General features: G+C 45.1%; 14 protein-coding genes and 1 pseudogene. 9 read left to right on the top strand and 6 right to left on the bottom strand.

All coding sequences use genetic code 11. The features are described from left to right. Window positions 1-36 precede the first annotated feature (36 nt). The 7 genes from MiSe_RS28530 (at window position 37) to MiSe_RS28500 (ending at window position 4,009) form a co-directional block, all read left to right on the top strand. The gene (locus MiSe_RS28530; RefSeq protein ID WP_226586854.1) at window positions 37-303 is read left to right on the top strand and encodes a C-type lectin-like domain-containing protein; all 267 of its coding nucleotides are present in this window, start codon (window positions 37-39) and stop codon (window positions 301-303) included. Further along, window positions 304-789: a PEP-CTERM sorting domain-containing protein gene (locus MiSe_RS52970; protein ID WP_373872889.1), complete on the top strand. Its 486-nt coding sequence runs from the start codon at window positions 304-306 to the stop codon at window positions 787-789. Window positions 790-896: 107 nt separating this feature from the next. Beyond that, a complete protein-coding gene (locus tag MiSe_RS28520) occupies window positions 897-1,577 on the top strand; it encodes a PEP-CTERM sorting domain-containing protein (protein ID WP_226586852.1) in 681 nt (226 codons plus the stop codon). A gap of 286 nt (window positions 1,578-1,863) precedes the next feature. Further along, entirely contained in the window at window positions 1,864-2,616 is a 753-nt protein-coding gene (locus tag MiSe_RS28515; protein ID WP_226586850.1) for a PEP-CTERM sorting domain-containing protein, read from the top strand. A 113-nt stretch (window positions 2,617-2,729) separates the two neighbouring features. Beyond that, window positions 2,730-3,404, top strand: a complete 675-nt coding sequence (locus MiSe_RS28510; RefSeq protein WP_226586848.1) for a sugar transferase — start codon at window positions 2,730-2,732, stop codon at window positions 3,402-3,404. Between the two features lie 16 nt (window positions 3,405-3,420). Beyond that, window positions 3,421-3,753: a helix-turn-helix domain-containing protein gene (locus MiSe_RS28505; protein ID WP_226586846.1), complete on the top strand. Its 333-nt coding sequence runs from the start codon at window positions 3,421-3,423 to the stop codon at window positions 3,751-3,753. 79 nt (window positions 3,754-3,832) lie between these two features. Beyond that, window positions 3,833-4,009, top strand: a complete 177-nt coding sequence (locus tag MiSe_RS28500) for a hypothetical protein (protein ID WP_226586841.1) — start codon at window positions 3,833-3,835, stop codon at window positions 4,007-4,009. Window positions 4,010-4,092: 83 nt separating this feature from the next. Here MiSe_RS28500 and MiSe_RS28495 read toward each other — a convergent pair whose 3' ends face one another. The 6 genes from MiSe_RS28495 to MiSe_RS28470 form a co-directional block, all read right to left on the bottom strand. Continuing rightward, window positions 4,093-4,935, bottom strand: a complete 843-nt coding sequence (locus MiSe_RS28495) for a DUF928 domain-containing protein (RefSeq protein WP_226586839.1) — start codon at window positions 4,933-4,935, stop codon at window positions 4,093-4,095. Next, the gene (locus tag MiSe_RS28490) at window positions 4,895-5,458 is read right to left on the bottom strand and encodes a CHASE2 domain-containing protein (protein WP_226586836.1); all 564 of its coding nucleotides are present in this window, start codon (window positions 5,456-5,458) and stop codon (window positions 4,895-4,897) included. The genes MiSe_RS28495 and MiSe_RS28490 overlap by 41 nt, the downstream gene beginning before the upstream one ends. Window positions 5,459-5,979: 521 nt before the next feature. Further along, window positions 5,980-7,584, bottom strand: a complete 1,605-nt coding sequence (locus MiSe_RS28485; protein ID WP_226586834.1) for a CHASE2 domain-containing protein — start codon at window positions 7,582-7,584, stop codon at window positions 5,980-5,982. A 3-nt stretch (window positions 7,585-7,587) separates the two neighbouring features. Next, window positions 7,588-8,646 (bottom strand): DUF1822 family protein, encoded by a 1,059-nt coding sequence (locus MiSe_RS28480; protein ID WP_226586832.1) that lies wholly within the window; start codon window positions 8,644-8,646, stop codon window positions 7,588-7,590. A 2-nt stretch (window positions 8,647-8,648) separates the two neighbouring features. After that, window positions 8,649-9,236 (bottom strand): hypothetical protein, encoded by a 588-nt coding sequence (locus tag MiSe_RS28475; protein WP_226586831.1) that lies wholly within the window; start codon window positions 9,234-9,236, stop codon window positions 8,649-8,651. After that, window positions 9,187-9,477, bottom strand: coding sequence for a hypothetical protein (locus MiSe_RS28470; protein ID WP_226586829.1), 291 nt, complete (start codon window positions 9,475-9,477; stop codon window positions 9,187-9,189). The genes MiSe_RS28475 and MiSe_RS28470 overlap by 50 nt, the downstream gene beginning before the upstream one ends. 525 nt (window positions 9,478-10,002) lie before the next feature. Here MiSe_RS28470 and MiSe_RS28465 point away from each other — a divergent pair. Together MiSe_RS28465 and MiSe_RS28460 are read left to right on the top strand one after the other, a co-directional pair. Beyond that, window positions 10,003-10,365 (top strand): late competence development ComFB family protein, encoded by a 363-nt coding sequence (locus MiSe_RS28465; RefSeq protein ID WP_226586827.1) that lies wholly within the window; start codon window positions 10,003-10,005, stop codon window positions 10,363-10,365. Between the two features lie 394 nt (window positions 10,366-10,759). Further along, window positions 10,760-11,011, top strand: a pseudogene (locus tag MiSe_RS28460) (creatininase family protein); the annotation flags it as partial. Window positions 11,012-11,138 lie beyond the last annotated feature (127 nt).

Here is an 11,138-nt window from a genome sequence, read left to right as displayed (position 1 = left end):
TCTTGCTCCTTCAGAATCACAAGGAGGATTTTGCGTATGTCTTGCTTAAAAAAATCCACAAAGCTTAAGCAACGGTTTCTTTCCATGTTAAATCGGGGTTTAGTTTTAGCCGCCCTACCCTTGACGCTAGTGTTTTTAATACCCAAAAACGTACAAGCGGCTGTTTTGTTTAATCCAGCTACAGGACACTACTATGAGTTTGTCCCTGGTCGTTTCACTTGGAACGAGGCAAAATCTGCTGCTGAAACAAGGGTTTTCAATGGCCTCCAAGGTTATCTAACGACAATTACTTCTCAAGTCTAAATTGACTTTATTGTCTCGAACTTAATCCTGCCTAATTTTCCAAATCCCCCTGTTCCTCCTGGGGCTTGGACTAATTTTGACGCTTGGGGGTGGATTGGTGCTAGCGATGCAGAACAGGAAGGAACTTGGAAATGGGTAACAGGACCAGAAGCCGGAACAATATTTTGGTCAGGGGGAGAAAATGGAGCGGGTGGATCGGCAGTTGGCGGTGCGTACTCAAACTGGAGTTTTGGCGAACCTAACAATCTTGGAAATGAAGATTATGCTCATATAGACTACAGACCAATTCCTGGTAAGTGGAATGACTGGACGGGTTTTGCACGTCAAGGCTATTACGTCGAGTACGGTACTTCTAAACCTGGTGAATCTAAATCTATTCCTGAACCTAATTCTGCGTTAGGTTTATTGGCATTTGGTGCGCTAGGTGCAGGTTCGCTGCTGAAACGTAAACAGCCACAGCAAGTACAGGGTAGCAGTTTCAAGTGATTTATTCACGCTTCGCGATCGCATCATCAATCTGTGGCAAAAAATTGCGCTGGCGCTGACTCGCTGCATTAATGCCAGTTGTTGAAGAATTACAAGGAGGATTTTTCATGTCTCGTTTCCCAACATCCAAAGTTATATTAATGGCATCTGCCATGCTTGGTTTTGCCGCTAGTCCCAGCCTCGCTATCACTATAAATTTTGATAACCTGAGTGGGGCAATGACTTTTTATGCAGGGAATCCAGTTCCTTCACAGGCACGTATATCGAATCAGTTTTTAGCGTCATCAGGCGTTAGCTTCAGCTCAGACAGTTCTGGCAATTCTGGGGTAGCTCTTGTTAATTTAGGATTCGGTCATGCAGTGAGTGGAAGCAATGGAATTGGAGCAATCAAGAATGGCATATTAAGCTATTCAGAGCCAATTTTTGCTAGCTTTTTTATGCCATCAAACCCTGCTATAAAGGCAGTAACCAACTTTGTCTCTATTAAGCCAGACAGGTGGCCTGACCCGACGAAATCGCTATTAATTGAAGCATTTGGAGTAAACGGGAATTTGTTGGGAAGTTTTTCGGCACAAGATCCATCTACTCTGAGCATTTCTGCGGCAGGAATTCATTCTGTCAAAATTACTGGGAATGGTACTGCCGCTTTCGACGATTTCACCTTTAATCAAGTTACTGCTGGTGAATCTCAATCTGTCCCTGAACCCACTTCTGCGTTGGGTTTATTAGCTTTTGGTGTTTTCGGTGCTGGTTTCCTATTGAAACGCTTTCCAGCAAGCGCCAGGTAACAGTCTCAAATAATTGATACACGCTTCGCGATCGCACCACATACAAATAATATGCGATCGCACTTACTCCCCTGCGCGATCCGATCGCCTCCCTAATATGAACTTTTGTAACAATTTCCAGCTCCTGGGAAAAATTGGCAGATATATAAAGTAGAAGCGATCGCGCATTGCTCAAATTTAGTGCATCTTCCCCTCATTCATGCGATCGCCCATTGAACAGATTAGCTCATCTTTACAAGCAGCAATCGTTTCTATTGCTTTTGAAGAATTGCAAGGAGGATTTTGCATGTCTTTTTTCCAAACATCCAAAATGATGATGACAGCAGCTGTGATTATTGGTTTCGCTGCTAGTCCAAGTCTCGCCGCCACTTTCAATGCTGCTGCTGATTTTTCTACAACCAATAATCCTAATGGTGTTTGGCAATATGGTTGGTCGTCATCTCTGGGGTCTACCTTCAACCTGTACCCCAATTTTACTAACGACGCTGGCTTCGTAGGGTGGCGAGATCCTTCAATCACTTACTTCAGCGCTCCTACTGTAGTGAACAACAACACTGGCAGCCCAATCAATGTTAGTACAGTTACTCTTGAACCAGGGCTGACGTTTCATCCTGGCTTCAATGGGCAATATAGCATCGTTCGCTGGACTGCGCCTGAAGACGGAACCTACTCACTTGCAACAAAGTTTGCCGGAGCGGATTTTGTTGGACCAACAACAACGGATGTTCATGTTCTTCACAATGGCATTTCGCTGTTCAACGACTTGGTTAACGGCTTCGGTGCTTCTAGTGCCAAGTTATTTACAAACACTTTGTTCGTTAATGCTGGTGACACGATTGACTTCGCTGTTGGCTATGGTAACGGGAATTTTTACTCCGACAGCACAAGTCTTGCCGCCACCATTTCTAGTGCAACGCCACCTGAAAGTGTTCCCGAACCTGGTTCTGCCTTGGGTTTATTGGTGTTTGGTACATTCGGCGCTGGTTTTCTGCTGAAACGTAAACAGCAACAGCTTTCCCAGGATAGCAGCATCAAATAATTGATTCACGCTTCGCGATCGCATCACATGCCCAGAATAGGCGATCGCCCTTACTCCCCACATCTACACCAATCTTCTCTTCGCGTTCTTTGCGTCTTCGTGGTTCCTAAAATATGCTCACAATTACAACAATTAAACCAACTCTTTTCCCCTCATCACCTTCCCGATTATTTCCCACACCCCACCCCTCGACTCGCTCCATTTTTAAACGGGGGTTAGACATCGTAGGCAGTATCGTAGGAATGGTAATTTTAGCCATATTATTTATCCCCATTGCCATTGCCATCAAACTAGATAGCCCTGGTTCTATAATCTACCAGCAAAAGCGCTGCGGACTGAGAGGGCGTCGCTTTACCATTTATAAATTTCGCACAATGGTCAAGAATGCCGACGCCTTGAAATCTGAAATTAAAAACGAATCCAAGGGAGCAATCTTTAAGCATAAGAATGACCCGCGTATCACGAGAGTTGGTCGTTTTTTGCGCCGCACCAGTCTGGATGAACTGCCGCAGTTTTGGAATGTTTTAATCGGAAACATGAGTTTAGTTGGCACTCGTCCGCCCAGCTTGGATGAAGTTATTTATTATAGCGATCGCCATTGGCTCAGGTTAAATGTTAAACCCGGTATAACAGGCGAATGGCAAGTCAACGGTCGTTCTGTTGTCAAGGATTTTGAACAAATTGTTACATTAGATTTGCGTTACCAAAAGCGGTGGAGTCTTTGGTATGACCTGTGGTTGATTCTCAAAACCATCTGGGTATTGATTACCCGACAAGGAGCTTTTTAAGGAACTGCTAAACACTATGGCAAGAACACCAGGAATCCGAGTGTCTCCAGAGCATATTCAAACAGTGAAGCAGACTCTATATCGTCGCTTTCCTCGCCAAATAGATTTAGCTGAGGCAGTAGGCGTTTCTCGTTCCACCGTGACCAGCTATTTCAATGGCAAACCCGTTTCACCCACAAACTTTATCGAAATTAGCAATAAATTAGGGCTAAACTGGCAAGCGATATCCTATCGTCAAATCAACAAATTTGAACCCAATCCCTTACTACTTTATGATGAAATGATGCAGGAGTATGCTTGGCTTTTTGAACAAAGATTACTGGTCATACTAATTTCCATGTTGAGGTAAAATGCCAGATGCCACTAGGGAAATGACTAATATCATGTCCCTGGGCAACGGTTGTGTAATTGCTAATAGCTAATCGCTAATGGCTGCTCTGGAGGCAATTGAATTGCGAGCAATTAGCCAGCTGGCAATTAGCCATCCATACACTACCGATACCACTGGAAATGATATAACTTATTACATCAAAATAACCAACATCCCCTGGGGAGGCTCTGCCTCCCGCATCTCGTTCCCAGGCTCTTGCCTGGGAACGAGATGAAGTGGGCTGCCGCCTCCTCTGGCGATGCTAAATTAGCAATTAGCAATTAGCAATTAGCAATTACCAACTTGCGTTATCTAGAATTAAGGCGTGCAACAAGGCACAAGAAGCTGGGAGATTATCTCGGTTAAACTAACATCCGGATCTTGCAATAAAGCAACCCAGTCATCAGCAAGTTGAGTGTCTTGGGGATTGGCACGGCGGAGTGCAGCCAGTTCGGTAATAGTCTCGTACCAAAAGCCATTTTTAGCAAAAATAAGCACCCGTTCCCTTGGCTTAGCTTGCTGCAATTGACTCGCCAATTCGGGTGTCAATGCCACTCGTTCGATCCACCCACCAGCGTGCATTTCATTGCCCATTTCCCCAGAGGAAAGAACCCATTGATATTGCTTGCCAATTTCCAATCGAGGCGCTGTTTTCGGGAGAGTAATATGCATAATTCCTTCTCTTTGAGTCAGCGCCAAAGTGATTTGATAAACTACTTTATGATGCTCGTCGATTAGCTCTAATTTGATAGTGCTGGTTGAGGAAGTTTGACGCTTCAGATAAAACCAAAAAGTGGGATATTCAGCAGTCGTCCATCCATATTGATTCACAGGAACTAGAGCCAACAAATCCTCCGATCCCCGGCTACCGGCGTCGCTGCGCTCGTCTGGTGCCCCTCGCTGTGGCGGGTCGTATTCTAGCCTCGTCGGTAACGGCGGGTGGTTGTATGTACCTGCGTCTTTGCGATCGCCAGGTGCCCCTCGCTGTGGCGGGTTGTATTCTAGCGTTGATTTTTCTTGTGGGATGGGCATCCTGCCCGTCCCTGGTAGCAGAAGTTGATTGTTCTGAGATTTTGCACCAATAGACAAAGGCTGAACAATTGTCAAAGCCAGGAATAAATTAAGTGATATCTGGCTCGATAGCAGTTGGCGATCGCTCATCCCATCCTGCTCTCCCTTGTTTTTGTCGCTGTTGATCGGCAATGTATGCGCTCGCACCCCCTCCAGTCGTCACTAATGCCAACACTGAAGGAACGAGCGGTACCCATCCCCCTTGGGTTAAAAAAACAAAGCAGGCTCCATACAAAATACCAACAGTTACAGAAGCAGCTATTACCAAATCGGGTAATCTACGAACCTTCCAAGCGATTAAACCCCCGATCGTTGACCAACCCCAAATCCAGAACATTTCGCCCCACCCATTCCACACCCATAACAAAGGTCTTCCATCCAAAACAGCAGCCAGAATTTGACTCACCATTTGCGCCTGCACTAGAACCCCCGGCATTTTCTGGTAAGGCCAATAACTGGTACTGTAAGGTGTGGAAAAATCATCGGCAGAAACTGAAGCATTCATGCCGATTAAAACAATTCGGTTTTTCACCCAAGCAGGATTCAACCGACCGGACAAAACCTCTGTTATTTTGACTCGCATTGCTACCTGTTTGCGGTAATTTAGTAGCAATTGAAAACCGCGATTATCTAATTTTTTGTAAGCCGATTAATTCGTTTATAAAGGGGTGAATATAGCTTTACCCAGTTGCACTCTATCTCCGGAAAGATTGCGCGGTTTGATGCCCTTTTTTGCTAAGTAACTCAAGTTGCTAGTTATCTCTCTGGGAGCGGCTAATGGCTGGCTAATGGCGAAATTGGTAAAAATCCAAGATTAGCAATTAGCAATTAGCAATTAGCAATTAGCAATTAGCAATTAGCAATTAGCAATTAGCAATTAGCAACGCCCTTGTTTATAACTAGCAACTTGCGTTAAGTAATGCAGTGCCACTCTAGCACTGAAAGAATGCTCTGTGGCACAAGTATCGCTGCGGAGGGGTTGCATAAATAACCCAAGTTGCTAGTTATAACTATCGTGGGTTGCACAGCAGAAGCTAATTGCAAGCTTGCTAATTGCTGATGGGAAGATTTTTCGGTTCTACCATTAGCGATTAGCTATTAGCCATTAACCTGTCTTGGGCCCTAAAAAGATAACTAGCAACAAGCGTTAAATAATAGATGGCGGCGGAGAATGCCATCCGGATCTACCACCACATCGCTAAATCCCAAGCGGTTTTTTGGCAGGCTAGGGGGTGGTGCAATTCCAGGTTTATTGGGGTTGCTGACTTGCTTAGCGCTGCAAAGACCGATCAGGTGGTTATTTTTGTCAAAATGCTTGGCTAAGGCGGCGTGACCGGGTTCTCTGGCGCGATCGCGAAAAATATCCAAAGCAATGATAGCCGGTTGATGCGGTTTCAACCGATCTACAACTTGAGCTAAAACCGCATCTGGCAAGGGAAAACCATATCGATTAATTTCCTCTTCCGTTGCTTCAACTACCAACAGGCGCGCATCTACCCCTTCATCCGGACGCAGTCTCAGCATTTGGTCAAACGCTTGCCACTCCGATAACTGAAGCATTCCCATCTGTCGCAACACCAACACTAAAATAGTGACCACCACACTACCAATCAAAACCGTTTTAAGTGTGAGGTAGTCAATTCCGCGCAACTGCTGCCAAGTGGGCGGTTCTACACCAGGATTCTGGCAAATAACTGGCAACCAAGTAGCACAAACAAATTCATCCTCCAATGGTTCTAATTTTTCCCTTGCTTCCCTTACTGCTAAATAGAAAGACTCGCCACCCGCAAAAGCTGCTAAAAAATTCTCTAAAAACGCCGTCGCCACCTCATCTGATACTGGTTCTCGCATCACAATCGTTTGCGGAATCTGCAAATCAGCCAACTGATTTGCCAATCCCAACCCATCGCAAGAGTTAAAAATTGCTAGCTGCAACCCCCGTTCAATAGCATTTCTCAAAGCATTGTTAAACTGAGAAATTGTTAATCTCTCAGTTTGATTGAGATAAATCCAACCCGTTTCTCCCTCGGTTTGACTGTGTCCTGCAAAAAAGAGAATATCCCAGCCTTGTTTATCCCACAAATATCGATTTAAATCTCGGCGTCGAGGTTGATTCAGACAAACCAGTTCCGCCCCCGGTAACTTTTCTAGCAACTTGCGGTCTATCTCAATATCAATACCATCGCTACTGCCAAAAATTGCTAAAATTCTCACCTTTCCAGCAGGCGTGCGATAGGGTGGTGGCTCAAAATTTACCGTACTCAAGGCGATTTCAGCTTTCGGGTAATCCTTCAAGAAATCCCACAACTGCCAGGGAATTTGCCGCAACTGGTTATCCTTGGTTTCCACAATTATGCGAATTTCGTCAGCTGGTTTTAACTTCAGGTATAATTTGGTTTTAATGCGGTCAAAATATGTCGAATTCAACCAAGTATTGAGCAGATTTTTTAACTGCTGGCACAATTCGCTGAATTCGACTTCAGAAACATTAGTCACATCGGATGAATCGATTTCAAAATCTTTATTTGGACTGGGAATTCGCCAAAAAAGACGTTGATAGAGTTCCTCATAGAGAATCCGCCAACGTCTGTAACATTCTGCAATTTCTGGTGCTGCTGGTAAACTGCCAGAAACTTGCGTAGGACAAGTGTTGCCAGACGTCCAAATCCGGGCGCTGACGTTGGGAAAACCACTTTCCAAGTTACCCTGTCCAAGGCTCAAGATGACTAATTTAGTCATTTGTTAGACCATAAAGTCTTCTGTTATGTTGAGATCGTCTAGATGCACTTGGATGCTAAAGCAAGTTCCCGGTTGGGTTTTAAACCGCCTTAGTTGAATGAAGTTATCCTGACTTCTCGATGCGACTTCTTGAACAGTTTCCCCTGTTTGAGAGAGCATCACCAATTTCAGATTGGGGGGCAAATATTTTTCCTGAGTTGGATGCACCTGCACGCTAATCCCCACTTTTTCATTTTCCTCCGATGTCAGTGCCATTAGCAAGACCACGGACTGATTTCCCAGTTGAATTCCCAGATCGATCAACTTGGCTGCTTTGATGCTGGATTTTGTAGCATCTCTCTGTTCAAAACATTTCAGATTGGAAGCAGAGAAAGTTTTATTGTTGGTTGTGAGTCTCACAGTAGCAGATTTTCTGAGCATCGGCGCTAAATTGGCAGCATTTGAGCTTAAAAGCGCTTCCAAACTTTGCCAACCTGCCGCAAAAATATGCTGGAACCATTGACTTAAGTTAACTGCTGGAACTGGCGCTACTATTGGCAACTCCAGACGTTCCAGATATTCGAGTAAGTCATCAATCGTTTGCAATTGGTTGATAGATAGTTCGCTCGTTGCTGTTTTTTCCACAAACCCCAACAGGGTGGCTTCTTGACGCAAATCGTCAATCGCAACGACTACGATACCAATTCTGTCATCCGGCATTTCTGGTGGAATATAGCAGATTGGCTGACCTGATTTTTGCCAGCAGGCAGCTTGAATCGGACGACATTCCAACTTTCCCAGTCCAGTCAATTTCAGGTCGGCTGCATCGTGATAAATTCCTATGGCTGGGTTCCAACTGTCGCTACCCTTCAAGTCAGTTGGAATATCCATCATTTGCATGTAGTCATGGACTGCACAGACAGCCAAGGTATTGAAATATACCTGTTGTTGCTTTTCGGGGGTTGGCTGTTGGTCGGCAAACTGCCGCGCTATCCGCACTGCTGCGGTTGTAATCGGCAGGGGGATAGATTTTTCTAAGATATGGTTGATGGTGGGAGTCATAACAGGTAAGGTTCTATTCACTTCTATTCCAGATATCCCCGTTCTTGAGCAAATTTTCGCAGGCGGGGTAAACATTCGCGCTTGTAAAAATTGGCAACGGTGGACAGGGGTACGCCAAATTCTTGTGCAATCGCTTTCCAAGTCATTTCTGGCGGCAGGCGTCGCAGAAGTATCACCTGGCAAGTCACGTGGGGATATCCTTTAACTTGCGTTGCGCTTAACTCTCCATCTGGATCGGTCGCCACCCATTCGTAAGTTTCTGCCAAAATCAGCGGAATGTCGGGAGAAGCTGGCAAATTATCGATAGGGTCAATCGTATCCTCTGCTGTTATCGGAAAATTAACAACAGTCCTGTCTTGTTCCTGCTTTTGCTCTTCTCGGCAATCTTGCAGTCGCCAACGCAAGTATTTATCTAACCAGGTAATGACGCTGCCTTTAGCAGGGTCATACCGATCCAAATTTCGGCATATAGCGGTTTGCACTCGGATGAGGTACACCGAAGGTTTGTGTAGCGGCAGCATTAATGCTGCCGCTACACAAACGAAGCGATAACGCTTTCCCTCACGCGGCTGCAAGCCGCTGTAAATACAACCAAGTTTGTTGCAGTGCATCGTTGTAATAAGGGGTGTTTTCTTGGCAAAGTTTGGCGGATTTGACGATATTTCGGACAATTTCGGTGATTTTTTGCCGCCGCTGCCAGCTTTTTGGCGGGTAAGAACGCGCTTCGGCGACAAGCTGTTGCAGGCGTTGGTGCAGATTATCCCTATCAGGTAATTTGCATCTCCAAGCAATTCTCTGGAAGCATTTTGGCAATTGTCTTTCCCTCGTTGGACTCCTATCGCTTGATTTCATAACTGGATGTCGGGTGACGGGGTAAATGGGGTCTTATGAGTAGTTATCGGAGTTTCGCGGCAAAATTTCGCGGCAATTTGTCAATAATTTTGACCCGGTTTGGAGGGTAGGGGCACGGCGGGCGAAATATTTTGTACAAGTGAATATTTTATGCTTGCCGTGCCCTTTTTCATCGGAACCCGGTTTCTTTGCAGCGCTGATAGGTTTCTTTGAAAAATCGTCGCTTTGTAAGTAGAGATCCCAGCTGGAAACCCGGTTTCTTTGCAGTGCTAATATAAATTTTTGTAACAATTTCCAGTTCCGGCGAAAATTTTGAGTTTTGACAGATATCTAAATTAAAGACTATGGGAGTAATACCGATTTCCCTTGATGACGATCGCTAAGAATATGTTACCGTCAGAGGCGATGGTGTATCTTAAACGAATCGAATGGCGGTTTAGGCAAAAATTTGGAAAAATATCCATTTAACTAAACAAATAGAGTTAATGCGATCGCTTGTTATTCGCAGCTAAATTTACAACAACTATGGAACCTCTAATTTATCGCAATGCTATAGAACCGATAGTAGCTCAAGAAGTGGAACGGCAACTCGAGAAACTGTCGCAGAAAGTGGTTTATTACATCAATCCAGCACAGGTAATTGCCTATGCTCTCAATCGTTTGCCTACTCTCTATGCTACCAGTGAGGAGGGGTGGAAAAAACAACAGGAAAAAGCTAATACCGAGTTGGCAAAGGAAATTAGCTTAGCAGTAAAATGGGGATTGAATGTAGTTTTGCAAGACCCCTTCAAGTCTTCAACACCTTTGAGATTGCACGACCAAACAAGCGATAAATATGAGCGGCGAAATTCAAGCGATCGCCGATACAATTTTAGGGAACACCTATGACCTTATAGCCGATTGCAGCGCCATGAGGTACATGAGGGGAACTCAAGCACACAAGTATTGATTGGCGGGGTTTTGGGGCACGGCAGCAAAGTCTTTTGATCGGGTACAGAGATTGTTGATGCCGTGCCCCTACTACAGATCGTGGGTGTAGCGATCGTTGAGGGTAGGGGCAATCATCGCTAGCGATCTGGTACAGAGATGGTTGATGCTGTACCTCACTCACTCGCAATCTGCTGTAATTTACTTACCATCTTCCTCTCTTATTTCTTGGCGTCCTACCCAACGGGTGCGCCTCTGAAAGCGTCTATGGCTTCTTGGCGGTTGTTTAAATAGGTATTCTTTTAGCGGGAAACGAGTAAAATAAAATCTCAAATCTCAAATCTCAAATTCCTTGATGCACGGTTTCATTCCACCAGCACGTTTTTTCCCCTACCTTACCTGGACTGAAATCCAGGCGATGCCCGATAAAGCCAATGTAGTAATCATCCAACCCGTAGGGACTATTGAGCAACATGGTCCCCACTTACCGCTAATTGTCGATTCTGCTATCGGTGTCGGAGTTTTGGGCAAGGCGCTGGAAAAGCTTGAACCCGAAATTCCAGCATATGCCTTGCCACCTTTATACTACGGCAAATCGACCGAACATTTACCTTCAACCGCAAGAAGGCTCCCGCCATAACGGTACGACCTTTGGCGGTGAGATGAATTGCGGACAGGATCTATGGTAGAATGTTTTACGTCAGATATAGCGACGTAGCGATGTTGGTATTCGA

The organism is Microseira wollei NIES-4236 (assembly GCF_020521235.1).
In the GTDB taxonomy this organism is placed as follows: domain Bacteria; phylum Cyanobacteriota; class Cyanobacteriia; order Cyanobacteriales; family Aerosakkonemataceae; genus Microseira; species Microseira wollei.
The sequence above is the reverse complement of the archived record's forward strand: the minus strand, read 5'-3'. Positions and strand labels throughout refer to the sequence as shown.

Coding starts and splice junctions, on each gene's coding strand:
- MiSe_RS28530 (WP_226586854.1), top strand. CDS start 37: ATGTCTTGCTTAAAAAAATCCACAAAGCTTAAGCAACGGTTTCTTTCC.
- MiSe_RS28520 (WP_226586852.1), top strand. CDS start 897: ATGTCTCGTTTCCCAACATCCAAAGTTATATTAATGGCATCTGCCATG.
- MiSe_RS28515 (WP_226586850.1), top strand. CDS start 1,864: ATGTCTTTTTTCCAAACATCCAAAATGATGATGACAGCAGCTGTGATT.
- MiSe_RS28510 (WP_226586848.1), top strand. CDS start 2,730: ATGCTCACAATTACAACAATTAAACCAACTCTTTTCCCCTCATCACCT.
- MiSe_RS28505 (WP_226586846.1), top strand. CDS start 3,421: ATGGCAAGAACACCAGGAATCCGAGTGTCTCCAGAGCATATTCAAACA.
- MiSe_RS28500 (WP_226586841.1), top strand. CDS start 3,833: ATGGCTGCTCTGGAGGCAATTGAATTGCGAGCAATTAGCCAGCTGGCA.
- MiSe_RS28495 (WP_226586839.1), bottom strand. CDS start 4,935: ATGAGCGATCGCCAACTGCTATCGAGCCAGATATCACTTAATTTATTC.
- MiSe_RS28485 (WP_226586834.1), bottom strand. CDS start 7,584: ATGACTAAATTAGTCATCTTGAGCCTTGGACAGGGTAACTTGGAAAGT.
- MiSe_RS28475 (WP_226586831.1), bottom strand. CDS start 9,236: ATGCACTGCAACAAACTTGGTTGTATTTACAGCGGCTTGCAGCCGCGT.
- MiSe_RS28470 (WP_226586829.1), bottom strand. CDS start 9,477: ATGAAATCAAGCGATAGGAGTCCAACGAGGGAAAGACAATTGCCAAAA.
- MiSe_RS28465 (WP_226586827.1), top strand. CDS start 10,003: ATGGAACCTCTAATTTATCGCAATGCTATAGAACCGATAGTAGCTCAA.